Genomic DNA, 24,744 nt, shown 5'->3' on the forward strand with positions numbered 1-24,744 from the left:
GATGCCAGCGTTATCTAAATATACTAATGAAGAAGTAGAACAACTTGTCGACCAGCTAGTTGCTGTCCTTGCCGAAAAGAAGGCGCCGGTAGATTTAAGCCTGATGTGTTTGGGCAATACTATCACGCATATTATTAAAGAGCATGTGCCCGAAGCAAAAAGGGCCTCAGTTGCACAAAACTTTGCCAACGCCCTTGCCGACTCGGTAAAGTAAGGAAATGAACTTATCTGCGCAAAATCAATTCGCCTCAAAAGCGAGTCAGCTTCTTGCTTGGGGCCATTGGTTTACCTTGGCGAATATTGGTCTTGCGCTGGTTATTAGCCTTGCCTACCTCTTTGCTGATGCCGCCCCAACAACAGCTATTGGCAGTGTTTATATGGTGGTTACGTGGCTCAGCCACACCGCCTTTATTACCTTTTTAGCCTTTGTGCTGACTATTTTCCCACTGTCACTTATCTTCCCCTATCCCAGACATATTCGCGGTATGGCCTCGGTACTTGCCACGGCAGGTATGACGCTACTGGCGGTCGATGCGTTTGTGTATTACAACCTCGGATATCATCTAAATTACAGTGCACTTGGGGAGATCTTATCGTTATTTTGGCGCAACGTAACCAACACGCCCGCGTTGTCAACCTTGCTGGTGAGCGCCCTAATTTTGATGATACTCGCCTATCAGTTGCTGATAAGTAATTATGCTTGGCATCACCTAGCGCAGTTAAAACGACTTCGTTTTGGCCGATATATCTCCGCTTCGTTGGTGCTGTGTTTTGCGCTAAGCCACAGTATTCATATTTGGGCGGACGCTGCACTCGAGTTTGATATTACTAAACAAGACAATATGTTACCCCTGTCTTATCCGACAACAGCCAAGTCGCTACTGGCAAAAAACGATTTATTAGATCTTGAGCAATATGAGCAAGCACGCCAGGTCAATGTTAATGGCCCAACTGTTAGTTTTGTCATGCCCGCAACCTTACCGAGCTGTGAACTTGACGCCGATGCGCCGCAAGTCGATATTCGGGTGTTCTCGTCCACCCAGCAACTAGCCGAGTTTGTTGCTGCAAACCCTGCGCTGCAACCTGCAGCAAAGCTATTACACCCGGTTGCCAAGCAAGATGCATTGTTCAATTTAGTGTATGGGCTGCCTAGCTACTACCGTCAGAGTCTCACTAAAGACAGTATTGACCCTCTGTGGCGTCGCACACCCATCACCTTCGATACCAATATCGATGCCTACCGTTTTATCCACAGCGATCCGTCGCCTCGAGTGCGGATCGATCAGGATAATACCGCACCACTAGATGGCCAGCGTAAGGTGTTTGCCTTTGCTTTGGAGGCTGAGCACCCTTCTCGTATCACCGCTATTTCACAGCTATGGAGCAATGATCCTCAGCTACAACAGAGTACGCTGATTGCCCAGCCACAAGATATTATCGCCACAGTGCTGAGCGAATATTGGGGCTGCGATGAGTTAGCTCGCGCCGCCCTTATCGCTAACAGCCTGACTCACACTGACGCCATGGCGAATATCAATTACTCGCAGGGCGTATTTATTGCTATGCGTAAAGACCGCATTACGCTGCTCAACAGCGACGGTAGTTATAAACACATTTCTGCCACCGAGGGCTTTGGCGTTGATCAACAGCTTGATATTCCCTTCCTTATTCAAGGCTTAAAACAGCTGAAGAAATTCAACGCTCAGTAGGTACTGCTGAGCGTGACTGATTGAACCTTTTTCATACCTTAGTATTGCTTTAGTGACATTCATTTTTAGTTCATCTATATTAAAAAATGAATGAGGTCTGATCAGAGGTATCAAAGTGACAAAGAAAAGAGTTATTGCCACTGCCTTGGCAATGTATGCGGCCGCCGCTACACAGGCTACGGCTAATACCGTTTACTATAAATGCGAGACAAAAAATGGCACGACGTTTAGCCAGTTTCCCTGTGATGAGCAGGCACAAGAGCATGAAGTACGTCACTCTAATGTCGAAATTAAGCCGCTTGATAACAACTTTTCGAAGCAACTTACCGAGCTACAGCTAGAGCAGCGCCGAGACAATATCGAACTGCAGTTACGTTCAACTAAACACCGACTGGTTATTTTAAAACGTGAACGTAGCGCTAAAACACTCGCCGAAGAACAGCGTTTAGAGCGCTTAATGTCTGATGATGAGCGCAAAGCCCTGAAAAAAGAAGTTAACGCTAACATCAAGGGGATTGAGCAGCGCTACAATGAACGCATTAAGCAAACGGAAAAGCGTTTGGCGCAATTAGAAAAGTCGTTAAAAAAATATCAATAAGGCTTGCACCATAGCTTGCCCTTGGCATAGTCTAGTTTAGAGCTTCTACTCTAAGAGGGATCCCAGTGCAAGCACAGGCCGTAGCGCAACGCATTCTTGATGGCTTTCACCATCACTATCAGTTGTTTCAATCAATAACAGCTCAAGCTCCTGCGGCTTTTGCTGAGCGCGATTGGAGCCAAATGCGCGCCATCGCCAGTAAGCGTATTAGTTACTACGACAAACGCGTGAATGAGACTGTAGCGCAGCTTCGCGATTGCGTCGGTGACCCGGCTGAGCAGGCCAGTTTATGGACCCAAACCAAAGAATGTTACCGCGCTTTCCTCACTTTTCACCCTCAAGCAGAGCTGGCCGAAACCTTTTATAACTCGGTATTTTGTCGCTTGTTCCATCGCAAGTATTACCATAATAACTTTATCTTTGTGCAAGCCACACTTGCCGATGCTCCCGCGCTCCCAGTGGAAGCCGAATATCGTAGTTATTTTCCGGTCACCGAGGGGCTTAAGCCGACTATTCGTAAAATCATTACGCAATTTGAATTTGGCTGTGCGTTTGCCAATCTCGATAGAGACATTCGTTTATTAGTGAAAGCCTTTATCAAACAAGCGCCCGAGACCCATGTGCAAAGTTATCAAATGCGCTTTGATATTTTACAAGCGCCCTTTTATCGCGGCCAGGCCGCCTATATTGTTGGTCGTGTGGTTTCGCAAACGGGCACGCAACCCTTTGTCATCGCCGTGCTTCATGATGGTAACAAGGGCCTGTATATTGATGCCTTGCTGACTCGGTCGTCGCAAATGCGGGTCATTTTTGGCTTTGCCCGTGCTTATTTTATGGTGCAAACTCATGCTCCTTCGGCGCTGGTACACTTTCTCAATCAGTTGATGCCCGGTAAAACCAAAGCCGAGCTCTACAATGCCATTGGCTTTCATAAGCAAGGTAAGACAGAATTCTACCGCGAGTTACTCGAGCATATGGGTCACGCTCATGAGCAGTTTGAATTGGCCGCCGGCACCCCCGGCATGGTGATGATGGTATTTACCCTGCCCTCGTTTCCCTATGTGTTTAAAGTGATCCGTGATCGCTTTGGCTCAAGCAAGCCCTTTGGCCGTAAAACAGTGCTCGAGCGCTACCAGTTGGTTAAGCGCCATGACCGTGTTGGCCGCATGGCGGACACCTTGGAATATTCAGATGTTGCTTTACCTTTGAGCTGCTTTAGCGCGCCACTACTTGAGGTGTTTAAGGCGAGTATCGCCAACTCTATTCGTATTGAAGGCGATATGCTCATCATCAAGCATTTGTATATTGAGCGCCGTATGACGCCGTTGAACTTATACTTGCAGGAAGTGGATGGTACTAAAGCCGCACAAGCCATTGATGAATACGGCCAAGCACTCAAAGATATGATTGCCGCCAATATCTTTCCCGGTGATATGTTATTAAAAAACTTTGGCGTGACGAAACATCGCCGCGTGGTATTTTATGACTATGACGAAGTGCAGTACCTCACCGATATGCAGTTTCGCGAGCTTGGCCATGACGATGCCTGCGGCGAAGAAAGCACTTTGTCGGTCGCACCTAACGATGTGTTCCCCGAGCAGCTAAGCACCTTTGTATTACCCAACCCGGTGCACAAACAAGCACTACTGGCCACTCACCCTGAGCTTCTCGACCCCGCCTACTGGCGCCAAGCACAAGCTAAAATCACTCAAGGTGAGTATAAACAGGTTTATCCCTACCCACAGTGCCAACGCTTTATACATCATTGGTAGTGTGTTTTCTTAGCCACCTTTAAGCTACACTAGGCATAAATAATAAAAATGGCAGCAAGTAATGAATATAAATAAGATTGATTTAAACCTACTCGTCTATCTTGATACTTTGCTTCGCGAATGCAATGTCACAAAGGCCGCGAACCAGTTGAGTATTACTCAGCCGGCAATGAGTAATGGTTTAAAACGCTTACGAAATCTGCTTAATGACCCGCTGCTGGTGCGCACCAGTGAGGGCATGGTCCCCACTGAGCGCGCACTAGAGTTGCAACCCGTGATCCGTGGCGTGCTCATGACGTTAGAGGAGACGCTAGCGCCGAATCGCGACTTTGAGCCGCAAAGCAGTAAGCGTGTGTTCCGCATGATGGCCAGTGACTATGCAGCCAGTACTTTGGCTCCACGATTACTGAGTAAGCTACATGAGGAAGCCCCGGATACCACTTTGGATATTCTTACACCCAGTGATGTGACTTTTCATGATGTTGAAAATGGCAAGGTTGATATGGCGCTTAACCGTTTTGAAAAACTGCCTCAGTCGTTTCATCATAAACGTATCTGGAAAGACAGCTTCTCGTGTTTGGTCAAATCAGACAACCCGATTTTAAATAACTTTAACCTCGACAGTTATCTTCATGCCCGCCATATTTGGGTCAGCAAAACCGGTTTTGGTGTGGGCGTGGGAATGGACCCAGAGGATGTGCAAAAACTCGGGTGGGTGGACGAAGCCTTAGCACATTTTGGTAAGCATCGAAATATCGCCACCTTTACCCGTAATTACCACGTCGCTATTCATTTGGCCAAGGAGCAAAATCTCATTGCCACCTTGCCCTCCAAAGCCGCAAAGATTTATAAAGACGATCCCGGGCTCACCATTTTAGAGCCGCCTTTCCCCATTGCACCTTTTGAGCTGGATATGATTTGGTCGCCGCTATTACATCGCGATGTTAGCCACGTATGGTTACGGCAAAAAATAGCTGAAGTCGCTGATGAACTAGCTTAATCGAAGGGACTACGATGCAATACCTTAAATCAGTCGTTGTAGCCACGCTGTGTATCATCTCTAGCGCCTGTGTTGTGATGCCCAGCGATACCCCTTATGTAGAGCGCAAGTGTGAGCTCTCGTCAGACAAGAAGACTTTGCGCATTGTTAACGTAGCTGAAGAGACGAACACTTATTATTCCCTCTCTGGGATATTACTCACGCCGATACTTCTGCCCGCCACCGCCATTCTCTCAGGTGGCTATGTCGCCGTTAATAACGTATATCACCTCGGTGAGCAGCAAATAAAGTGTAAGTAGGGAATAGTAACGCGAGCAGCAATGCGCAAGCATCTCTTGTGGGTGGGGCTTTAGCCGGATAATCGCAAGGCCAATGCCTTGCCTACAAACAATCTCCTGTAGGTCGGGCTTGAGCCTGACAATCGCAAGGCCAATGCCTTGCCTACAACACAATTCCCCTGTGGCTTGGGCTTTAGCCTGACAAAGGCAAGACCAATGCCTTGCCTACAACACACTCCTGTAGGTCGGGCTTTAGCCTGACAACCGCAAGGCCATTGCCTTGCCTACAAACAACCCCTGTGGGTCTGGCTTTAGCCTGACAACTGCAAGGCCAACGCCTTGCCTACAACACACTCCAGTGGGTCGGGCTTTAGCCTGACAACCGCAAGGCAACAGCTTGCCTACAACACAATTCCCCTGTGGGTCGGGCTTGAGCCTGACAACCGCAAGACCCATGCCTTGCCTGCAACACACACCCTGTGGGTCGGGCTTTAGCCTGACAACCGCAAGGCCATTGCCTTGCCTATAACAAACTCGTGTAGGTCGGGCTTTAGCCTGACTAAACCCTGTGTAAGGCTAAAAGCCTTACCTACAACATAATCCCCTGGAAGTCTGGCTTTAGCCTGACAACTGCAAGGCTAATGTCTTGACTACAAGCAATCCCCTGTGGGTCGGGCTTTAGCCTGACAACTGCAAGGCCAATGCCTTGCCTACAACACACTCCTGTAGGTCTGGCTTGAGCCTGACAATCGCAAGGCCAATGCCTTGCCTACAACAAACTCGTGTAGGTCGGGCTTGAGTCGGATAATCGCAAGGCCAATGCCTTGCCTACAACACAATCCTATGGGCCGGGCTTTAGCCTGACTAAACCCTGTGTAAGGCTAAAAGCCTTACCTACAACATAATCCCCTGGAAGTCTGGCTTGAGCCTGACAACTGTAAGGCCAATGCCTTGCCTACAAACATCCCCCCTGTGGGTCTGGCTTTAGCCTGACAACCGCAAGGCCAATGCCTTGCCTACAAAGTAGAGATTGATAGATGGGAATAAGCTTGCGACCGGACACTGAAACAAAAAAGCCCAGCATAATGCTGGGCTTTTTTGTATTAATTAATGGCGGAGAGGGAGGGATTCGAACCCTCGATACGCTATTAACGTATACACGAGTTCCAGTCGTGCGCCTTCAGCCACTCAGCCACCTCTCCGCACTTTTCGCTGCCTTGGCATCGCCGCATATACTATGCAATCACTGCCGGGGTTGCAAGGTGTTTTTAACAAAACCAAATCAACTGGTTAGTAAAACACCGTTAGCGTGTCATGGCGGCGGTGAAGTCTAGCATGCGATTAAGCGAGCGCAGTGCGCCTTGGCGCAGTTCCATGTCCACAAACACCTCTTTGCCTTGCGGGTCTATGAGCGCTTCCTCAATGGCTTTGAGGCCGTTCATGGCCATCCACGGGCAATGGGCACAGCTTTTACACGTTGCGCCTTCACCTGCAGTCGGTGCTTCAAAAAACTCTTTCTCTGGGCACAGCTGCTGCATTTTATAGAAAATACCGCGATCGGTGGCAACAATAAACTTCTTGTTGTCCATGGTTTGTGCCGCTTTGATAAGCTGACTCGTGGAGCCTACGGCATCAGCAAGTTCAACTATCTCAGCAGGTGACTCAGGGTGCACCAAAACCGCTGCATCAGGGTGCAGCGCTTTCATATCTTTGAGCGCTTTGGTTTTAAACTCATCATGAACAATACATGCGCCATTCCACATGATCATATCAGCGCCGGTCTGATTTTGAATGTAGCTACCTAGATGCTTATCTGGGCCCCAAATGATCTTCTCGCCTTCGCTGTCTAGGTGCTCAACGATTTCTAACGCACAAGATGAAGTGACGATCCAGTCAGCGCGCGCTTTCACAGCCGTTGAAGTATTCGCATACACGACTACTTTACGGTCAGGGTGCTGATCGCAAAAGCGGCTAAACTCATCAATTGGGCAACCCACATCCAATGAGCAAGTTGCCTCTAAGGTGGGCATGACCACGGTTTTTTCTGGAGTTAAGATCTTCGCTGTCTCACCCATAAAACGCACACCCGCTACGATAATCATATCAGCGTTCTCTTGGCGCGCGCCGAAGCGAGCCATCTCCAACGAGTCTGCTACGCAGCCGCCGGTCTCCTCTGCTAGGGCCTGGATCTCTGGATCGGTATAATAGTGCGCCACTAACACTGCATTTTTTTCTTGCAGTAATTGTTTAATGCGCGCCTTGTGCTGCTGTTTCTGCTCATCAGAAAGAGGAGCTGGCTTAGGAGGAAAAATATAATCCTCCGGCATGATATTCTCGCTGATACCCATACTGGTCAAACTACATCTACATTGCAAAAGTATTGCCGTAATTATACGAAACTATGACGCTAAAAAGAAGCAAAGGTCTGCGCTACGACTAGATTCTTGTGCGCTTAATTATAAGAAGTTGGGTAATAATGAGAAAAGGCGATGGTGGGTCATGATGGATTCGAACCATCGACCAATGGATTAAAAGTCCACTGCTCTACCAACTGAGCTAATGACCCATACCGAGTTTTAATGCCATTAATTCATCCTGAAGCGGTGTTCCGGCTCGTCGTCCTGACTCGCTTTCACAGACCATCGAAATAATATTTCGATGTTGACTGTTCAACCAACTGAGCTAATGACTCATAACTGGTGTCTTTCAATATTTGAAAGTGCGCTACGTATGTAGCTGATGATGTAAAGTGGTGGGTCATGATGGATTCGAACCATCGACCAATGGATTAAAAGTCCACTGCTCTACCAACTGAGCTAATGACCCATCATTGCGACTAAATCGCTTGATAGTAGGCGTTATATAAAGTGGTGGGTCATGATGGATTCGAACCATCGACCAATGGATTAAAAGTCCACTGCTCTACCAACTGAGCTAATGACCCATCATTGCGACTAAATCGCTTGATAGTAGGCTTTATATAAAATGGTGGGTCATGATGGATTCGAACCATCGACCAATGGATTAAAAGTCCACTGCTCTACCAACTGAGCTAATGACCCAACACCTTGCTTGCTTCTTGAGCAGGCAATGCCTGGATAACGAAAAAATGGTGGGTCATGATGGATTCGAACCATCGACCAATGGATTAAAAGTCCACTGCTCTACCAACTGAGCTAATGACCCATTTCATCGTTATTTGCGCAGCGTTATCCCCGAGGGGTTATCGTCTGCTGCGGGCGCTTATAATACTTATTTAAAAACCAAGTGCAATACAAATGCTCGGTTTTTTTTAGTTTTTCCGCTTAGTTGCCTAATTTTAGACCGCTTTAAACTGCCTGCGGTCTAAAAGCAAACACTTAGCAAAATCTGCTACAACTTACTAACACGCTCGGTCGCTAATTTAGCGGCTGTGGTGTTAGGGTACTCAGCAATCACTTTATTAAACAATTGCTTCGCTTTGGCGAGTTGGCCTTGCTGTTGTTCCAAGGTACCCAACTTAAGCATCGCATCGGCACGCTTATTAGAATCAGTATATTGATTCACCACGGTTTCGAAGTGGCCCTTGGCGCCGCTCGTATCACCTTTAATCGTCAAAAGTTGGCCTAACCAATAATGTGCGTTCGGCACGTATACTGACTCTGGATAGGTTTGCAGAAATGCTTGAAACTCAGGAATAGCTGCGTCGTAGCGCTTGTCCTGCATGATCAGCTTGACGGCTTTGTCATACGCTTCATTTTCCGACAGGTTGCTACTCATCGGCGCGGCACTGTTGGCAGCGCTATCACTGGTGGTCGCGGCACTGGACGTACTGTAACCATCATCATAGCTTGGCTGTTGCTGCTGCGAATAAGCGGCGCTAACACGGTTTTCTATTTCTTGATATAGCTCGCGTTGACGTTGCAGCACCTTTTCTAGCTTGTAGCTGTGCTCTTCGGTGACGCCACGCAACTGACTCACTTCATCTTGCAACAGATCCAGTTGCTGTTGTAGGTCGGCTTGCAGCAAATTGCGAGTTTGCATCATTTGCTCTAAGCGGCTTAAACGTTTTTCGACACTTGATTCACTGGCAGAGGCCTCTGAAACAGGAGCGGGAGCAGCCCAAACTTGGGTGCTCCCGCTCATGAGTAAGGCTGCCAAAATAATTTTCGGCTTCATTGTTACTCTTTTAAATTTTAGTATACCAAGACTGCACGGCGGTTTTTGGCGAACGCTTCTTCGTTACGCGCTTTAACCATCGGCTTCTCTTCACCGTAGCTAACAACAGACATTTGGTTAGGGTTAACACCTAGGCTCTGTAGGTATTTTTCTACAGACTGACCACGGCTTTCACCTAGTGCAATGTTGTACTCTGGCGTACCACGCTCATCTGCGTGACCTTCGATAAGTACTTTTACAGAAGGGTTCTGCGTTAGGAACTGAGCGTGAGCTTGTAGCAATTCAGCATACTTGCTCTGAATGGTTGCCTTGTCAAAATCAAAGTAAATGATTTGCTGTTGACGAAGCGCTTCATACTTTTCGCGCAGCTTCTCTTCTGCTGTTTTCTCGCGTTTTACTGTTTCCACTTCAACTGTATCAGTTGTTTGGGTTTCAACTTGATTTGTCTCGTTGGCTTGGCCTTCATCTTGGCTAGATGAAGAACTACATGCCGCTAGCGTCATAACTGGCACTGCAATAAGCAGACCTTTAACTATTTTTTTAAGTTGCATTGAGTAGATTCCTATTATCAAAAAGTGAAACCAGCACCTGATTTTCAATTTGTCTTAATATAGTAAGCAATTTACATAAAATTCAAGTTTATGCGTCCAAAGCTGACTATACCCTGAGCGAATTATAAAAACGGTGACCAAGCTGGCGCTTTTACTTGTCCATCAAGTACGGGTAAACGCGCTTTAAACCGACCATCCATTGAAACCAAAGCCAATACATTTTTGTTGTTATGCATCGTGCTGTAAATAATCATGGAGCCGTTGGGCGCCACGCTCGGCGACTCATCCAAACGTGTACGTGTAAGTACTTGGAAGTTGCCTGATTCAAGATCCTTCTTAGCAATGTGATAACGGCCCAGCGTCCGATTTACCATCACTAAGTGCTTGCCATCGGGCGTAACTGAGCCATTTAAATTCATATCACCGTCGAACGTCATGCGTTTCACTCGGCCTGAATCTAAATTTAACTTATAAATCTGGGCATTACCACCCCTTTCCGAGGTAAACAGGAGCTCTTTGCCGTTTGGATGCCAAGTTGGCTCGGTATCGATACTCCGGTGGCGAGTTAAACGACGCTCTTGCTTTGTTTGTAAGTCGTACAAATAAAGCTCGGTAGCACCGGTGCGGTCTTTTGATAGCACCATAGCTAATTTCGTGCCATCAGGTGAAAATTGCGGGGCACCGTTGATACCTGGGTGGCTGGTGACTAACTGTCGCTGGCCTGTATAAATATCTTGGATATAAATCTGACTTTGACGATTTTCAAAGGTGACATAAGCCAGTTTATTGCCATCAGGTGACCATGAGGGTGACATCAGTGGCTCTTTAGAGCGCAGTAGTACCTGCTCGTTATAACCATCGTAATCCGCCACAACAAGCTGATAAGGCTTATCATCTTGGTCACGTACAATCACGTAGGCAATTTTAGTTAAAAATGCGCCGCGCTCACCCGTTAACGCCTCGTATACGACATCGCTAATGCGGTGACCGTAACGGCGGAAGTTTTGCGCCGTGATGACTGTTTCCCGAGCGTCAAGTACATGGTCTTGGCTTTTGATTAACTTACCGTTGTTGAGAATGCGTGTCTCGCCACCGGTTATTTGCCCACGGAGCACGTCGATTAGCTCGTAACTGACCAGGTATCGGCCGCCATTTTGTTGCTGTACACGACCAACAACAATGGCTTCCACCCCTTCTTGAACCCAGGCACTGTAGTCCACATCAGCATCAGTACTTGGGCGCTGTGGCATATTAATGCTGGCGATTGGCTTAAACTTACCACTGCGACGCAAGTCAGCGGCGACCACTTCACTGATGCGCATCGGCATTTCACCGGTGCCTTCGTAGGCAAACGGCACCACAGCGATAGGTCGGGCACTGTCGACCCCTTCAGTAATAACAATTTCCAACGCTGCATTAGCCCATAGACTGACGCTAGCTAGCATGGAAATAAACAGGTATCGGCACATCTTTACCATGGTGTTCCCCTAAAACTCTGGTTTAACCGTTAAGTTAATATCTTTTAATTTTTCAAATACATCACGATCTTTGGAGACCGGTAAGGTATCAGCACGGCGCACTGCACGAACCGCAGCTTCACAGACTTGCTGGTCGCCACCGAGTGAACTGACACTGGTGACCAAGCCGTTGAATGCCAATTTAATGTTTAATCGACACTCTTTACCACGGTAGCTCTGATCTAATAGCAAGTTTTGCTGAATGCGTTGGGCGATAAGAGCGCGATATTTATCCACTTCCGACATCACTTGCTGTCGACGCGCTTTCGAGCGTGCCGCTTGCTCGGCAGCCAATTGCTCTTGCAGCAGTTGCTCAGCCAGCGCTTTTTGTCTTGCTTCTTCAGCCTTGCGGGCAGCTTCTTGCTCTTTTCGTTTACGCTCAGCTTCGGCCTTGCGCGCCGCTTCTTCTTCCTTGCGACGTTTTTCAGCAGCCGCTTTAGCCGCTTGCTCTGCCTTTTCTTTTTCCTGCTGGGCTTTACGTGCTTTTTCGCGCTCTTTACGCTCTTGCTCTCGAGCACGTTTAGCTTCGGCCTCAGCCTGTTTACGTTCACGCTCTTTGGCTTGACGCTGCCGCTCTAACTTTTTGATCTGCTCGGCTTCGGCCTCACGCTGTTTGCGGGCGGCGGCGGCGCGTTCTTCCAACTCTTTAATACGCTGTTGCTCGGCACGCTTTTTGGCTTCCTCTTTCTGCTTAAGATCAGCGAGACGTTGCTCTACTTGTTTTTGATCAACAGACACGGCGCTAACTGCTTGCTCTGGCGTATCTTCATTACTCGGTGTATTAAGAGTCACTTTCATGATTTCAGGTGCTGAATCACGAAATAAACCCACGCCCACCAAAACACCAATAAGCGCAAGGTGTAAAGCGAGGGAAATGAGAAGTGGCGTTTTATACTGCTGCATGCTAATCCTCAAACGACTCCGTCATTAAGCCTACCTCGGGTACCCCGGCGTTTTTCAAAAAGTCCATTAATAGCAGTACTTCTTGATAACTGACGCGGCCTGATCCTTTAATCATCACTGGAGTATCGGGGTTTTGCTCTAACTTGAGCTTGATGACAGCGGCGACATCCACCGCTTCCATCGGTGCTTCGGGGTCAGTACCAACACTCACATAGTACTTACCATCGGCGTCGATAGAGGCAATAATCGGCGGTGCATCTTTAGTTTCCACCAGCTCAGATTTTTCCATCTTTGGCAAATCAACTTTGACCCCGTGGGTGATAAGTGGTGCTGTGGCCATAAAAATTATCAGCAGCACCAACATCACGTCGATGTAAGGAACAACGTTGATCTCTGCGACCGGACGACGTTTCTTACGCTGATACATTCGACTTTACCTCTTGGGTGATCGCTTGGCGATGAAGAATATTAGAAAACTCTTCCATGAAATTGGCGTAATGCGACTCTATTTTCTCAACTTTATTGGCAAAGCGGTTGTACGCAATAACCGCAGGGATGGCTGCAAACAAGCCCATTGCAGTAGCAATCAAGGCCTCGGCGATACCCGGAGCGACCATTTGCAGTGTTGCTTGCTTTACTTCACCGAGGGCGATAAAGGCAGTCATGATCCCCCACACGGTACCAAACAAGCCAATGTAGGGGCTGATTGAACCTATGGTTGCAAGAAAGGACAAGCTTGTTTCAAGTTTTTCAATCTCACGAGAAAGTGCCACACGCATCGCACGATGTGCGCCTTCGGTGACCATACCCGCAGAATGAACATTATTCTTTTTGTGTCGTGCAAATTCTTTGAAGCCTGAGGTAAATAACGCTTCTAGTCCTTCACTTTTATTGCCACGCGCCGAAATCTCACTGTAGAGCTTCGACAAATCAACACCTGACCAAAAACGCGATTCGAACTTCTTGGCGCTACTAAGCGCATGGCCCAAGGTTTTACGACGCTGAATGATGATGGCCCACGATATTACCGACAGAGCTACTAAGGTAAGCATCACCAGCTGTACTAAAAAGCTGGCTTTTAAAATAAGATCAATAAAATTTAATCCAGAATCCACGTCTTTTCTCCTGAGGCGCAGTTTACAACTTCCACGTGTCTTCGAGCACGACACAATGGGCACTAGTGTAACCAGTCGTTGTAGCGCTGACAATGGCCTTGCCACGAATTGCTACAAACCCAAGTTAAACACCTAATTAATGATGCGATGTAAAAAAGTACACGCCATTATTGGGCTCTAAAACCCTAACAAAAGTTCAAATTAATTGCGTTTTATGCACTTTGTGCGCATAAGCTTTCATTTGCCAAAATATCTACACGTTAGAAACTAGTAAATCTAATAGAACAAAAAAAGCACACAAATAATATTTCCCTTTAATATCAATATTAAAAAAACATAACCCCATACTTTACGATGAAAATTACCATCTTAAAAAACTATTCAATATTAGATTTTCTTATCCGAAAAATATAATTTTTCTAGTTTGATTAGGGCCCATTTAGTCCGTAATATTCACCCTGTACTGAGCTAGCGCAACCAATTGAGCTCTTATGCACAGTTCAAGAGGTGGTTTCTGATTCCCCACCTCGGCCATTGATTGATTAACTTTAGCGTTGCTCATTCACTTGGCTTATTTGGATTTACTTCCTTCAACTTGTTGTTTTGCCCGCTTTGTTAGCGGGCTTTTTTTTGCCTGCAATAAGATACCAAGCACAGCTTAATCTGTTGTGAATTACTCTGCTTTTAATAAGCTTTATGAGGCGAGCAGCTTGATAGCGTCGACCTAGACTTGGGTGTATTGGGAAGAGAATGAGGCAGGTTGGGCCGAGCCAAAACGCTCGGCATGGTGTGCCAAAGTTAGTCTGTTGTTTTACTGAGACCAAAATGCGCATAGGCATGATCTGATACAATGCGTCCTCGCGGCGTACGCTGGATAAAGCCTTGCTGTATTAGATAAGGTTCAATCACATCTTCTATGGTTTCTTTTTCCTCGCCGATGGCTGCTGCGAGATTATCCAGCCCGACCGGCCCGCCCATAAACTTTTCTATAATCGCTAACAAGTATTTACGGTCCATATAATCAAAACCGCTTTTGTCTACATCGACCATATCGAGCGCTTGTGCGGCAATATCAATGCATACACGACCATCACCTTTAACTTCAGCAAAATCTCGCACTCTACGCAGTAGTCGATTAGCTATGCGGGGAGTCCCTCGCGAGCGCTTGGCGACTTCTAAAGCGCCCTGCTCGTCAACTGCTAAACCTAGATGATCGGCGGAGCGTTTGACAATGGCAGCAAGGTCGGCAACAGAATAAAACTCCAAACGTTGCACAATACCGAAACGATCGCGCAGCGGAGAGGTTAATGAGCCTGCACGGGTCGTAGCACCAATTAAAGTAAATGGCGGTAAATCAAGTTTAATCGAGCGCGCTGCGGGGCCTTCACCAATCATGATATCGAGTTGATAGTCTTCCATGGCTGGATAGAGTATTTCCTCAACATGCGGACTCATGCGATGAATTTCGTCGATAAACAGCACATCATGAGCTTCTAAATTTGTCAGTAAGGCGGCGAGATCGCCGGCTTTTTCCAACACCGGACCGGAAGTCGTTTTAATACTCACATCGAGTTCATTAGCAACAATATTGGCTAACGTGGTTTTACCTAACCCAGGGGGACCAAATATAAGGAGATGATCTAAGGCCTCGCTACGTGAGCGTGCGGCCTCGATAAAAATATCCATCTGCTGTTTAACATGAGGTTGGCCGTGATAGTCGGCCAATAACTTAGGCCGAATGGCTCTATCGACCACATCCTCATTACCCTGTACCTCTGGCTCAATCAGCCGATCCGCTTCTATCATGATGGTATCTCTGTTATAGCATCGCTTTGAGCGCTTGCTTAATCATTTCTTCGGAGGCCATGCTTGGCTTCGCGACTGCTTTTACCGACTTCACTGCCTGAGCATTTTTATACCCCAGAGCCTCAAGTGCGGCAACCGCATCGTCTTGGGCATTACTCGCGACCAAAGTATCGCCATTGGGCGCATCTATTGGTGCCGCGTCAGTGTGAGGGGTAAATAAGTCAGGACCCCAATCTTTAAGCCTATCTTTCATTTCTAACACTAACCGCTCTGCGGTTTTTTTGCCAACGCCGGGAAGCTTTACTAAGGTGCTTGCATCGCCATGATGAACGCAATGGATAAATTGCTCTGCCGACATCCCCGATAAAATACCTAGGCCTAGTTTCGGCCCTACCCCATTGGCTTTTAATAATTCTCGAAACAGGGCGCGTTCGTTTTTCGTATTAAACCCAAATAACAGCTGCGCATCCTCTCGCACCACAAAGTGGGTATACAAGGTGACCTGTTCGCCACACTCGGGAAGTGCATAAAAGCAACTCATGGGGAGGTTGATTTCATAGCCAATGCCCGCTGCTTCCACTAACACTTCAGGGGGCTGCTTCTCAACCAACAATCCTCTAATTCGTCCTATCATTGTTACCTCAAGCGTCCGCGCACGGTTTTACGTGCTTGACCGGACAGTTTTATTAAGTTTTGTTGTGAGTGACCATGACACATGGCAATAGCCAAGGCGTCGGCGGCATCTGCTTGCGGCGTCGCTGGCAGCTTCAAGATATGCTTCACCATGTGTTGTACCTGTGCCTTTTCCGCAGAGCCTCGCCCAACCACTGCTTGTTTCACTTGCCGTGCGGAGTATTCTGACACGTCAATATCGGCCAAGGTGGCGGCGACAATGGCTGCGCCCCGAGCTTGCCCTAGCTTTAATGCCGAATCTGGATTGTGGGCCATAAACACTTGCTCTATGGCAAACGCGGTAGGGTTAAATTGCTCAATGAGTTGGCTGACGCCTTGGAAAATCATTTTTAGACGCAACGGGAAGGCGTTATCACCTAGCTTAATACAGCCACTGCCCAAGTAATGGAACTTATGCCCTTGCTGCTGCACGACACCATAGCCGGTAAAGCGCGAGCCGGGGTCAATTCCCAAAATTATACTCACCCACTGACCTTATTATTATTCTCGCTTATGGAAATGGTAACTGTATGTATGACCAGTGTAAAGCTGAAGCATAAAAAAAGCGGCCTGAGCCGCTTCTTTTATCGCTATCGCTTATTCGCTTTGTTCACTCTCAGAGGCAGTCACTCCGATACCCAGCTCTTGCAGAGCGTCGGGATTTGCCACACTCGGAGCATCGGTCATCAAACAAGATGCTTGCGTCGTTTTCGGGAAGGCAATGACATCACGAATATTGTCTGTGCCACAAAGCAACATCACTAGGCGGTCAAGGCCGAACGCCAAACCTGCGTGCGGCGGTGTACCATACTTCAATGCATCGAGTAGGAAACCGAACTTATCTTGTTGCTCTTGCTCATTGATCCCCAATACTCGGAACGCCGCTTGTTGCATCGCATTGTTGTGGATACGCACCGAACCACCACCAACTTCGTAACCATTAAGAACCATGTCGTACGCATCAGAAAGCGTGTCGGCAGGGTTTGCTTCCAGCTCCTCTGGGCTGACATCTTTTGGCGCAGTAAATGGGTGGTGAACAGCGTGTAGATTACCTTCATCGTCTTCTTCAAACATCGGGAAGTCTACGACCCACAATGGTGCCCATTTGGTCAAATCAGTTAGCTCAAGGTCTAAACCAATCTTCAAGCGCAGCGCACCCATGGCTTCGTTGACCACATTGCGTGAGTCGGCACCAAATAAAATGATATCGCCAGTTTGCGCATTGGTGCGTTCAAGTAAGGCGGTGATCACCTCTTCGTTCAAGAATTTAGCAATCGGTGATTGCACGCCTTCCACACCTGCGTCGCGGTCATTGACCTTCATCCAGGCTAAACCTTTAGCACCATAGATGCCGATAAACTTCGTGTATTCATCGATTTGCTTGCGTGATAAAGACGCACCGCCTGGCACGCTAAGCACGGCTACGCGGCCTTTCTCATCATTGGCAGGGCCAGAGAACACTTTAAACTCAACGTCTTTAACCAAATCAGCAACGTCAATAAGCTCCATCGGATTACGTAGGTCAGGCTTGTCTGAACCAAAACGACGCATGGCTTCGCTGTAGGCCATCACAGGAAACTCGCCCAAATCAACATTCAGCAACTCTTGCCACATATCACGGATCAGTTTTTCAGTGACACCGCGAACTTGGTCTGAACTCATAAATGAGGTTTCGATATCGATTTGCGTGAACTCTGGCTGGCGGTCGGCACGTAAATCTTCATCACGGAAACATTTAACGATTTGGTAGTAACGGTCAAAGCCAGACATCATCAACAATTGTTTAAACAGCTGCGGCGACTGCGGCAGCGCATAAAAGCTGCCATGATGCACACGGCTTGGCACAAGGTAGTCACGTGCTCCTTCAGGGGTCGCTTTGGTCAGTACCGGCGTTTCAATATCGAGGAAGTCATTGCTATCAAGGAAGCGGCGAACAAAACTTGTGGCTTTGGCACGCAACTTAATGCGGTCGCTCATCTCTAGGCGGCGAAGATCTAAGTAGCGGTACTTTAAACGGCGCTCTTCGGAGTTTTGCTGGTTAAAATCCAGTGGTAGAGCGTCGCTGCGGTTAATGATCTCAAGGCCAGTACCCAGAATTTCTACTTCACCTGTGCTCATGTCTTTGTTGACTTGGCTGTCAGGGCGAGCGCGGACTACCCCTTTGACTTGTACACAGAATTCTTGACGAAGTTTATTCGCCACATCCATAAGCCCTTCGACTTCCGGGTCGAACACCACCTGCACCAAACCTTCGCGGTCACGCACATCGACGAAGATCAAACCACCTAAATCGCGGCGTTTGTTGATCCACCCACACAGAGTAACTTCTTGGTCGACATGACTTTTATTTAAGTGTCCGCAATATATAGAGCGCATAATATTCCTGTTTTAATTGTAAGCGCGCATTGGTTTAAGCACGCAGTGGCCAAATTAATTGCGTCAATTATATAAAAACGGCAGTCAATGTCACGAAGCAAACTCCGAGTTGCACACTTATTGAACATCCAAAGCCATAAAGCTGTGCTAGCATAGCTGCCAATCACTATGAACCGTGCTCTAACCATGCTTTATCTAGGTTGTCCACAGTGGTCTAATACCGCGTGGAAAGGACAATTATTTGCCCAACACTGCCAACAATCACAGATGCTCGCCCGTTACAGCGAAGTATTCAATGCTGTGGAGGGAAATACCACTTTCTATGCCGACCCCAGCCCCGATGTGGTAAAGCGCTGGCTGCACAGCAGTGATGAGCACTTCCGCTTTACCTTTAAATTTCCAAAGCGTTTTAGCCACGACAGTGCTTTGCAAGCTCCAAAGCAAGAACTCACGCACTGGCTTAAACTAATGGCGCCCTTATTCAGCAAAGTAGGCAGCTTGATGTTGCAATTGCCAGCAAGCTTTACACCGACGCACCTACCCCGACTGCAACACTTTATTGCCCAACTACCCAAAGACTTGCACTACAGCGTGGAAGTGCGCCACCGCGATTTTTTTACCAAAGGTGACAGCGAGCGCGCGCTGAACCGATTTTTACATCAACATAATATTGATCGTGTTTGTATGGACACCCGGGCGCTGTTTGCCGTCTCTCCCTATAGTGACGCCATTATTGACGCACAGCAGAAGAAACCTCATTTACCAGTGCATGCGGTGGCCTTGGGCGAGCGCCCAGTGGTGCGTTTTGTGATTGCTGCGCTAAGTGATGAGTATCAGCACTATTACCAGCCTTGGTTGGCAAAGATTAAACAGTGGTTAGATGAAGGCAAGTCACCTTATGTGTTTTTACACACCGCTGATAACGACGGAGCGCCTTTATTGGCACGCCAGTTTGCTCAGGATTTGCAGCGCTTTTGTGGCTATTATCATCGTGCCGTTGAGCCATTCCCGGGTGAAAAGCACCAACAGGAACAGCTCTTTTAGCACGGCTACATAGACCTATGTACTGGCATCACACCAGTCACAGAGGGTCGCAAGTATTGTTAGCCTCACGCCGTGTATGGGGCTATTAAAGACCTAGGTTTTCCATAAAATCGTCATCGATATCCTGCTCAGCCTGCTGCTTTTTTGCTTTTTCTTCAGCTTGTTGCTTATCGGCGTGGGCACTTTCAATGATGTCATCAGGGTCTACCGCATCGGTGATGTCAAAATCATGAAGCTTGATGAACTCCGTTTTATCCATCGCCAATTCAAGATAAAAAATGTTTTGGTTCTGTGTGGTAAACGTCACACGGCGCGCCTGAGGCCTGTCCATAGTGGTATCCACAGAGATTTGCACTTGCTTGTTGATGGCCATCATTTTCGGCTGATTTTGGGTGATCGACGTGTGCAGTTGCTCCCTGACTTTATTAGTAAAGTCACCGACGATTTGGTTCATGAGCTCCCCTAGCACATTGGAAACATCATCAGAAAGGTGGCTCTTCGCTAACTCTTCCTCGGGCATGCCCATGTTACGCAAGTAGTCAGAATAGACTTCCATCGCCGCTTGCGCGGTAAAATTCGTCACCACCAACCCTGTAAAGCCACCATCGAATAACACGAAGCAGCCAATATCTGGGCGCATACAGGTGCGGGTTATTTTTTGCACCATGGCCGAATAGCTAATATTATTGCCGCTGGCAGAAGACAACACCTCGGTCACCGAATGACATAACGTGGAAAGAATATCCTCGGTACTAATTACTTTGCTTTTTTTCATGCACTGTCTCACATCTTTATTTACTGGCATAAAACCATACTACAGCGGTTAACTTACTGAATAACCGAAAAACTAGCCAGTACTGTTTACATTTTTTGGCACCTTTTGTGACCCAGCGAAAGCGAATGCAGCCTAATGCGGCCGATTTGTGCTGCTAAAGCTCACCACAGCGCCAACAAATTTGATAAAATATTGTCATTGTTTCTATCTAGAGCTTAGCAAAGTGTCAGTGAAAGACAGTATTTATGCTGCTGAACAGCAAGTAAAAGATTTCACCTTCGATGCCAACGTCGTCGAGGTGTTCCCAGATATGATTGAACGCTCGGTACCGGGGTATGCCACCATCGTTAGCACCCTTGGTAAATTGGCCGGCAAATATGCACAGCCACATACGCGGCTGTATGATTTAGGCTGCTCGCTAGGCGCCGTAACCCTTAGTATGCGCCGTAACCTCACCCAAAGTGGCTGTGAAATAGTCGCCATTGATAATTCTCAAGCCATGGTTGAACGTTGTCGCATGCATTTACAAGGCTTTCGCTCTGCTGTACCCGTTGACGTGCAGCTTGGCGACATTCTTGACGCTAAACTTGAAAATGCCTCTGTCGTGGCGATGAACTTCACCATGCAGTTTATTCCACCCGAGCAACGCCATGCCCTGCTAACACGCATTTTTAACGCCCTAAAGCCCGGTGGTGTGTTGCTGCTAAGTGAAAAACTCAAAGGCGAAAATGCCGATGTCGACGAGTTATTGGTTGACCTCCATCATGATTTCAAGCGCGCCAATGGCTACTCAGAGTTAGAGATAAGCCAAAAACGCACCGCCATTGAAAATGTCATGCGCACCGACACCTTGAGCACCCATATTGAACGCTTGCAAGACGTCGGCTTTAGCCAAACCCAAGTGTGGTATCAGTGCTTTAACTTTTGCTCTATGGTCGCAATTAAATAAACGGAACAGTTATGAATCAATGGTTTAATCAGTTTTATCAACATATCGCCTGCACCGATTTGAGCCACTGGCTAAATACCTTACCTGGGCAATTGCAACATTGGCAGGACCAAGCTCGTCATGGCGATATGCCAAAATGGCAAAAAGTGCTGAACAATCTGCCTGAGTTAACGCCATCAAACATTGATGTTCGTACGCAGGTCGCAATAGGCCAAGCCGAAGACATTAGTGACGGCGAGCGCAAACAGTTAACGCATCTACTAAAGCGCTTTATGCCGTGGCGTAAAGGCCCGTTTTCACTGTTTGGTATCGACATTGACACCGAATGGCGCAGCGACTGGAAATGGGAGCGCGTGTTACCCCATATCAGCGATTTATCACATCGTAAGGTCCTAGATATTGGCTGCGGTTCAGGCTACCACCTGTGGCGTATGCGTGGTGAAGGCGCCGAACTGGTGGTGGGCATCGACCCCAGTGACTTGTTTTTGTGTCAATTCCAAGCCATTAAACAGTATCACCCAGATCCTGCTGTGCATTTGCTGCCTTTGGGCGTTGAACAACTGCCAGCCTTAAAAGCCTTCGATACGGTATTTTCCATGGGGGTGCTTTATCATCGGCGCTCCCCTATCGATTTCTTAGCACAGCTACGAGCGCAATTGCGCCCGGGAGGTGAACTGGTGTTAGAGACCTTGGTCGTCGAAGGCGATATTCACACGGTACTGATGCCGGAAGATCGCTACGCAAAGATGCGCAACGTGTGGTACATCCCAAGCACCGACGCATTGCAGCTGTGGTTGCGACGCGTCGGCTTTAAAGATATCCGCGTTGTTGACACCGATCAGACGTCATTGGCAGAGCAACGGCGCACGTCGTGGATGGAAAATGAGTCGCTGGCCGACTTCCTTGACCCGAATGATGTCAACAAAACCATCGAAGGGTATCCAGCGCCACTTCGCGCCGTGCTGGTTGCCACAGCCTAACAAGGACATTCGTCCTCCTTTTTCTAGCCTCCAAGGGGCATTTGCTGTAAAATGCCCGGCGTTTCTAAGCAACCCCTAAATTTATTTGAGGAAAACCTGTGAGCGAACAAAAACAGTCTCTTAGCTACAAAGACGCTGGCGTCGATATTGATGCTGGTAACGCCCTCGTTGAGCGCATTAAAGGCGTTGTTAAAAAGACTAAACGCCCTGAAGTGATGGGCGGAATTGGTGGCTTTGGCGCGCTCTGCCAGCTTCCCACTGGCTACAAAGAGCCTGTTCTTGTTGCTGGTACTGATGGCGTTGGCACTAAGCTACGCCTCGCTATCGACCTAAAAAAGCACGATACAGTAGGGATTGACCTTGTGGCAATGTGTGTCAACGACTTGATCGTCCAAGGTGCGGAGCCATTATTTTTCCTAGATTACTACGCCACTGGAAAGTTAGATGTTGATACCGCCGCCGATGTGGTCACCGGTATTGGCGCAGGCTGTGAGCTTTCAGGTTGTGCCCTTATAGGTGGTGAAACTGCAGAAATGCCAGGGATGTACGAAGGTGATGACTACGACATGGCTGGCTTTTGCGTTGGTGTGGTGGAAAAACAAGGCATTATCGATGGCACCAAAGTCGCAGCTGGCGATCAACTCATTGCGTTAGCCTCAAGTGGTCCTCATTCCAATGGCTATTCACTGATCCGCAAGGTACTTGAAGTGTCGGGCGCAGATACCAGCAGCGAATTTGCGGGCAAACCTCTTGCCGAGCATCTACTGGAACCTACCCGTATCTATGTTAAGCCGGTACTGGAACTACTTAAACAAGTTGATGTGCATGCGCTTTCACACATCACAGGTGGCGGCTTCTGGGAAAATATCCCCCGTGTATTACCACAATCAGCTAAAGCCGTGATTAAAGGCGATAGCTGGCAGTGGCCTGCGGTATTTAACTGGCTACAAGAAAACGGCAATATCGAAACACACGAAATGTACCGCACCTTTAACTGTGGTGTCGGTATGGTTATTGCCGTGCCAGCCGATAAACTAGAGCAAAGCTTAAGCATCCTGAAAGACGCAGGTGAAGACGCATGGCACATCGGTGAAATTCAAGATGCCGGAGCCGATGAAGAGCAAGTAGAAATTCTAGGTGGAAGTAAGTAATGGCCCATGCCCGACTCGTAGTATTGATTTCGGGCAGCGGCTCAAACTTGCAAGCGATTATTGACGCCTGTGCAGCGGGAAATATTCCCGCTGAAGTATGCGCGGTGATCAGCAACAAAGCCGACGCCTATGGCCTAGAGCGCGCTCGCAATAGCGGGATCCGCGCTGAAGTACTAGACCATAAAGCTTTTGCCTCTCGCGATGAATACGATGTGGCTCTGGGTGAGCTTATTGATAGTTTTTCACCAGACTGTGTTGTATTAGCTGGATTTATGCGTATTCTAACCCCTAGCTTAGTGCAAAAATTTAAAGGAAAAATGTTGAACATTCATCCTTCATTGTTGCCTAAGTATCAAGGGCTGAACACCCACCAGCGCGCACTAGATGCAAACGATAAAGTGCATGGCGTTAGCGTTCACTTTGTTACCGAGGAGCTCGATGGCGGACCTGTGATTGTCCAAGCCCAAGTGCCCATTGAAAATGGTGACACAGCACAAACGCTGGCACAAAAAGTCCATGCACAAGAACATATAATCTATCCGTTGGTAGTAAAGTGGTTCAGCGAACAACGACTGACGATGGAAGATAACTATGCAGTGCTCGATAACAACACCCTTCCTAGCCAAGGTGCCGACCTTAACGCGTACTTGGACAGCTAATATTTTATTGGTCGCAGCGTTAGGCTGCGGCTCTTTCGCCGCTGATGCACAGCCGCAATCTCAAGCCAGCGATGCAACCTCTGCCCTTACTGAATACAGCGCGGAGTACCATGTCACTCGCCAAGGTGAACGCCACGGTAAAGCCAGGCGCGCACTCACGCGTATTGACGATAGCCACTACCAACTGAGTTACCGCAGCGATATAGAGTGGATGATTTTTTCCGACGAACGTGAAGAAACCAGTCGCTTTCAGTTTACCGATGGCGAAGTAACGCCTATTTACTACACCATGGAGCGCACCGGTACAGGCCCTGATAAAGAGTATAAGATCAGTTTCGATCACAGCAATCAACAAGTATTCAGTAACGAGTCTAAATACGCGCTCGATTGCCCTTGGAAAGCAGATTATCAAGATGTACTGTCTTACCAAATAGCCCTGCGCAAAGCATTAGCCGAAGGACAAGAGCGATTTGCCTACCCCATAGTGGATAAAAAAGGTAATAGTCGCGAATATGCTTTTGAGGTTGTCGGCACTGAAACCATCACCTTGCCTATCGGCAATGTAGAAACAGTTAAGGTAAAGCGCCTTTACGATAACGATAAGCGCCAAGCAATCGCTTGGTTTGCACCCAAAATGAATTACATGATGGTGCGTATGTACAAGGGCAAAGATGGTGTCGAACAATTCCAGGTTGAGCTGGCCAAATATGTTCCCTACACCCCGCTATAAA

The 24,744-nt window shown here is 47.8% G+C and carries 24 protein-coding genes and 6 tRNA genes; 12 read left to right on the plus strand and 18 right to left on the minus strand.

Annotation, left to right across the window (positions count from 1 at the left end):
* The first annotated feature begins 1 nt into the window (after position 1).
* From MHM94_RS06085 to MHM94_RS06110, 6 genes are all read left to right on the plus strand, one after another.
* Positions 2 to 214 carry a DUF1414 domain-containing protein gene (locus MHM94_RS06085; RefSeq protein ID WP_022945968.1) on the plus strand — a complete coding sequence of 71 codons (213 nt, stop codon included), beginning with the start codon at positions 2 to 4 and terminating at the stop codon, positions 212 to 214.
* A gap of 4 nt (positions 215 to 218) precedes the next feature.
* Positions 219 to 1,709, plus strand: a complete 1,491-nt coding sequence (locus MHM94_RS06090) for a DUF3413 domain-containing protein (protein WP_022945969.1) — start codon at positions 219 to 221, stop codon at positions 1,707 to 1,709.
* A 115-nt stretch (positions 1,710 to 1,824) separates the two neighbouring features.
* Positions 1,825 to 2,307 carry a DUF4124 domain-containing protein gene (locus tag MHM94_RS06095; protein WP_235418875.1) on the plus strand — a complete coding sequence of 161 codons (483 nt, stop codon included), beginning with the start codon at positions 1,825 to 1,827 and terminating at the stop codon, positions 2,305 to 2,307.
* Positions 2,308 to 2,372: 65 nt separating this feature from the next.
* Positions 2,373 to 4,079, plus strand: a complete 1,707-nt coding sequence (gene aceK / locus MHM94_RS06100; protein WP_235418874.1) for a bifunctional isocitrate dehydrogenase kinase/phosphatase — start codon at positions 2,373 to 2,375, stop codon at positions 4,077 to 4,079.
* 61 nt (positions 4,080 to 4,140) lie between these two features.
* Complete coding sequence (locus MHM94_RS06105) at positions 4,141 to 5,079, plus strand: LysR family transcriptional regulator (protein ID WP_022945972.1); 939 nt, start codon at positions 4,141 to 4,143, stop codon at positions 5,077 to 5,079.
* Between the two features lie 14 nt (positions 5,080 to 5,093).
* Entirely contained in the window at positions 5,094 to 5,378 is a 285-nt protein-coding gene (locus tag MHM94_RS06110; protein WP_235418873.1) for a hypothetical protein, read from the plus strand.
* Positions 5,379 to 6,468: 1,090 nt separating this feature from the next.
* On the opposite strand, the gene MHM94_RS06115 is transcribed toward MHM94_RS06110, so the two are convergent.
* The 17 genes from MHM94_RS06115 to aspS all read right to left on the minus strand — a co-directional run bounded on the left by MHM94_RS06115 (position 6,469) and on the right by aspS (position 18,455).
* Positions 6,469 to 6,559 (minus strand) — tRNA-Ser (locus MHM94_RS06115).
* A 102-nt stretch (positions 6,560 to 6,661) separates the two neighbouring features.
* On the minus strand, positions 6,662 to 7,705 hold the full coding sequence (gene nadA / locus MHM94_RS06120) for a quinolinate synthase NadA (RefSeq protein ID WP_235419144.1): 1,044 nt from the start codon (positions 7,703 to 7,705) through the stop codon (positions 6,662 to 6,664).
* 142 nt (positions 7,706 to 7,847) lie between these two features.
* Positions 7,848 to 7,923: transfer RNA gene (locus MHM94_RS06125), tRNA-Lys, on the minus strand.
* Between the two features lie 184 nt (positions 7,924 to 8,107).
* Positions 8,108 to 8,183 (minus strand) — tRNA-Lys (locus MHM94_RS06130).
* Between the two features lie 42 nt (positions 8,184 to 8,225).
* Positions 8,226 to 8,301: transfer RNA gene (locus tag MHM94_RS06135), tRNA-Lys, on the minus strand.
* Between the two features lie 42 nt (positions 8,302 to 8,343).
* Positions 8,344 to 8,419 (minus strand) — tRNA-Lys (locus MHM94_RS06140).
* 48 nt (positions 8,420 to 8,467) lie between these two features.
* Positions 8,468 to 8,543, minus strand: a tRNA-Lys gene (locus MHM94_RS06145).
* Positions 8,544 to 8,729: 186 nt separating this feature from the next.
* On the minus strand, positions 8,730 to 9,515 hold the full coding sequence (gene ybgF / locus MHM94_RS06150; protein WP_045978437.1) for a tol-pal system protein YbgF: 786 nt from the start codon (positions 9,513 to 9,515) through the stop codon (positions 8,730 to 8,732).
* 17 nt (positions 9,516 to 9,532) lie between these two features.
* Entirely contained in the window at positions 9,533 to 10,066 is a 534-nt protein-coding gene (gene pal / locus MHM94_RS06155; protein ID WP_022945134.1) for a peptidoglycan-associated lipoprotein Pal, read from the minus strand.
* Between the two features lie 122 nt (positions 10,067 to 10,188).
* The gene (gene tolB, locus MHM94_RS06160; protein ID WP_045978438.1) at positions 10,189 to 11,544 is read right to left on the minus strand and encodes a Tol-Pal system beta propeller repeat protein TolB; all 1,356 of its coding nucleotides are present in this window, start codon (positions 11,542 to 11,544) and stop codon (positions 10,189 to 10,191) included.
* Between the two features lie 9 nt (positions 11,545 to 11,553).
* Positions 11,554 to 12,486 (minus strand): cell envelope integrity protein TolA, encoded by a 933-nt coding sequence (gene tolA, locus MHM94_RS06165; protein ID WP_022945136.1) that lies wholly within the window; start codon positions 12,484 to 12,486, stop codon positions 11,554 to 11,556.
* 1 nt (position 12,487) lies between these two features.
* Entirely contained in the window at positions 12,488 to 12,913 is a 426-nt protein-coding gene (gene tolR / locus MHM94_RS06170; protein WP_022945137.1) for a protein TolR, read from the minus strand.
* On the minus strand, positions 12,900 to 13,601 hold the full coding sequence (gene tolQ, locus MHM94_RS06175; protein WP_022945138.1) for a protein TolQ: 702 nt from the start codon (positions 13,599 to 13,601) through the stop codon (positions 12,900 to 12,902). The genes tolR and tolQ overlap by 14 nt, the downstream gene beginning before the upstream one ends.
* Positions 13,602 to 14,399: 798 nt before the next feature.
* Positions 14,400 to 15,407 carry a Holliday junction branch migration DNA helicase RuvB gene (ruvB, locus tag MHM94_RS06180; protein WP_022945140.1) on the minus strand — a complete coding sequence of 336 codons (1,008 nt, stop codon included), beginning with the start codon at positions 15,405 to 15,407 and terminating at the stop codon, positions 14,400 to 14,402.
* 13 nt (positions 15,408 to 15,420) lie between these two features.
* A complete protein-coding gene (ruvA, locus tag MHM94_RS06185) occupies positions 15,421 to 16,041 on the minus strand; it encodes a Holliday junction branch migration protein RuvA (RefSeq protein WP_022945141.1) in 621 nt (206 codons plus the stop codon).
* A gap of 2 nt (positions 16,042 to 16,043) precedes the next feature.
* The gene (gene ruvC, locus MHM94_RS06190) at positions 16,044 to 16,565 is read right to left on the minus strand and encodes a crossover junction endodeoxyribonuclease RuvC (RefSeq protein ID WP_022945142.1); all 522 of its coding nucleotides are present in this window, start codon (positions 16,563 to 16,565) and stop codon (positions 16,044 to 16,046) included.
* A gap of 111 nt (positions 16,566 to 16,676) precedes the next feature.
* On the minus strand, positions 16,677 to 18,455 hold the full coding sequence (aspS, locus tag MHM94_RS06195; RefSeq protein WP_235418872.1) for an aspartate--tRNA ligase: 1,779 nt from the start codon (positions 18,453 to 18,455) through the stop codon (positions 16,677 to 16,679).
* Positions 18,456 to 18,641: 186 nt separating this feature from the next.
* Here aspS and MHM94_RS06200 point away from each other — a divergent pair, with 186 nt between their 5' ends.
* Entirely contained in the window at positions 18,642 to 19,499 is an 858-nt protein-coding gene (locus tag MHM94_RS06200; RefSeq protein WP_151173693.1) for a DUF72 domain-containing protein, read from the plus strand.
* Between the two features lie 85 nt (positions 19,500 to 19,584).
* Here MHM94_RS06200 and MHM94_RS06205 read toward each other — a convergent pair whose 3' ends face one another.
* Entirely contained in the window at positions 19,585 to 20,274 is a 690-nt protein-coding gene (locus MHM94_RS06205; protein WP_022945145.1) for a DUF3334 family protein, read from the minus strand.
* A 223-nt stretch (positions 20,275 to 20,497) separates the two neighbouring features.
* Here MHM94_RS06205 and cmoA point away from each other — a divergent pair, with 223 nt between their 5' ends.
* The 5 genes from cmoA (at position 20,498) to MHM94_RS06230 (ending at position 24,743) form a co-directional block, all read left to right on the plus strand.
* Positions 20,498 to 21,223: a carboxy-S-adenosyl-L-methionine synthase CmoA gene (gene cmoA / locus MHM94_RS06210; RefSeq protein WP_138509000.1), complete on the plus strand. Its 726-nt coding sequence runs from the start codon at positions 20,498 to 20,500 to the stop codon at positions 21,221 to 21,223.
* An 11-nt stretch (positions 21,224 to 21,234) separates the two neighbouring features.
* The gene (gene cmoB, locus MHM94_RS06215) at positions 21,235 to 22,203 is read left to right on the plus strand and encodes a tRNA 5-methoxyuridine(34)/uridine 5-oxyacetic acid(34) synthase CmoB (RefSeq protein ID WP_151172566.1); all 969 of its coding nucleotides are present in this window, start codon (positions 21,235 to 21,237) and stop codon (positions 22,201 to 22,203) included.
* 98 nt (positions 22,204 to 22,301) lie between these two features.
* On the plus strand, positions 22,302 to 23,354 hold the full coding sequence (gene purM / locus MHM94_RS06220) for a phosphoribosylformylglycinamidine cyclo-ligase (protein ID WP_022945148.1): 1,053 nt from the start codon (positions 22,302 to 22,304) through the stop codon (positions 23,352 to 23,354).
* On the plus strand, positions 23,354 to 24,013 hold the full coding sequence (purN, locus tag MHM94_RS06225; protein WP_045978443.1) for a phosphoribosylglycinamide formyltransferase: 660 nt from the start codon (positions 23,354 to 23,356) through the stop codon (positions 24,011 to 24,013). The genes purM and purN overlap by 1 nt, the downstream gene beginning before the upstream one ends.
* A complete protein-coding gene (locus MHM94_RS06230; RefSeq protein ID WP_081604421.1) occupies positions 23,946 to 24,743 on the plus strand; it encodes a DUF3108 domain-containing protein in 798 nt (265 codons plus the stop codon). The genes purN and MHM94_RS06230 overlap by 68 nt, the downstream gene beginning before the upstream one ends.
* Position 24,744: the final 1 nt, after the last annotated feature.

This window comes from Pseudoalteromonas sp. CNAT2-18.1 (assembly GCF_022347865.1).
In the GTDB taxonomy this organism is placed as follows: domain Bacteria; phylum Pseudomonadota; class Gammaproteobacteria; order Enterobacterales; family Alteromonadaceae; genus Pseudoalteromonas; species Pseudoalteromonas ruthenica.

Excerpts from the sequence above, each read along its gene's own strand:
- MHM94_RS06085 (WP_022945968.1), top strand. The coding sequence starts at position 2 with ATGCCAGCGTTATCTAAATATACTAATGAAGAAGTAGAACAACTTGTC.
- MHM94_RS06090 (WP_022945969.1), top strand. The coding sequence starts at position 219 with ATGAACTTATCTGCGCAAAATCAATTCGCCTCAAAAGCGAGTCAGCTT.
- MHM94_RS06105 (WP_022945972.1), top strand. The coding sequence starts at position 4,141 with ATGAATATAAATAAGATTGATTTAAACCTACTCGTCTATCTTGATACT.
- MHM94_RS06110 (WP_235418873.1), top strand. The coding sequence starts at position 5,094 with ATGCAATACCTTAAATCAGTCGTTGTAGCCACGCTGTGTATCATCTCT.
- nadA (WP_235419144.1), bottom strand. The coding sequence starts at position 7,705 with ATGGGTATCAGCGAGAATATCATGCCGGAGGATTATATTTTTCCTCCT.
- ybgF (WP_045978437.1), bottom strand. The coding sequence starts at position 9,515 with ATGAAGCCGAAAATTATTTTGGCAGCCTTACTCATGAGCGGGAGCACC.
- pal (WP_022945134.1), bottom strand. The coding sequence starts at position 10,066 with ATGCAACTTAAAAAAATAGTTAAAGGTCTGCTTATTGCAGTGCCAGTT.
- tolB (WP_045978438.1), bottom strand. The coding sequence starts at position 11,544 with ATGGTAAAGATGTGCCGATACCTGTTTATTTCCATGCTAGCTAGCGTC.
- tolA (WP_022945136.1), bottom strand. The coding sequence starts at position 12,486 with ATGCAGCAGTATAAAACGCCACTTCTCATTTCCCTCGCTTTACACCTT.
- tolR (WP_022945137.1), bottom strand. The coding sequence starts at position 12,913 with ATGTATCAGCGTAAGAAACGTCGTCCGGTCGCAGAGATCAACGTTGTT.
- ruvB (WP_022945140.1), bottom strand. The coding sequence starts at position 15,407 with ATGATAGAAGCGGATCGGCTGATTGAGCCAGAGGTACAGGGTAATGAG.
- ruvA (WP_022945141.1), bottom strand. The coding sequence starts at position 16,041 with ATGATAGGACGAATTAGAGGATTGTTGGTTGAGAAGCAGCCCCCTGAA.
- aspS (WP_235418872.1), bottom strand. The coding sequence starts at position 18,455 with ATGCGCTCTATATATTGCGGACACTTAAATAAAAGTCATGTCGACCAA.
- MHM94_RS06200 (WP_151173693.1), top strand. The coding sequence starts at position 18,642 with ATGCTTTATCTAGGTTGTCCACAGTGGTCTAATACCGCGTGGAAAGGA.
- MHM94_RS06205 (WP_022945145.1), bottom strand. The coding sequence starts at position 20,274 with ATGAAAAAAAGCAAAGTAATTAGTACCGAGGATATTCTTTCCACGTTA.
- cmoB (WP_151172566.1), top strand. The coding sequence starts at position 21,235 with ATGAATCAATGGTTTAATCAGTTTTATCAACATATCGCCTGCACCGAT.
- purN (WP_045978443.1), top strand. The coding sequence starts at position 23,354 with ATGGCCCATGCCCGACTCGTAGTATTGATTTCGGGCAGCGGCTCAAAC.
- MHM94_RS06230 (WP_081604421.1), top strand. The coding sequence starts at position 23,946 with ATGCAGTGCTCGATAACAACACCCTTCCTAGCCAAGGTGCCGACCTTA.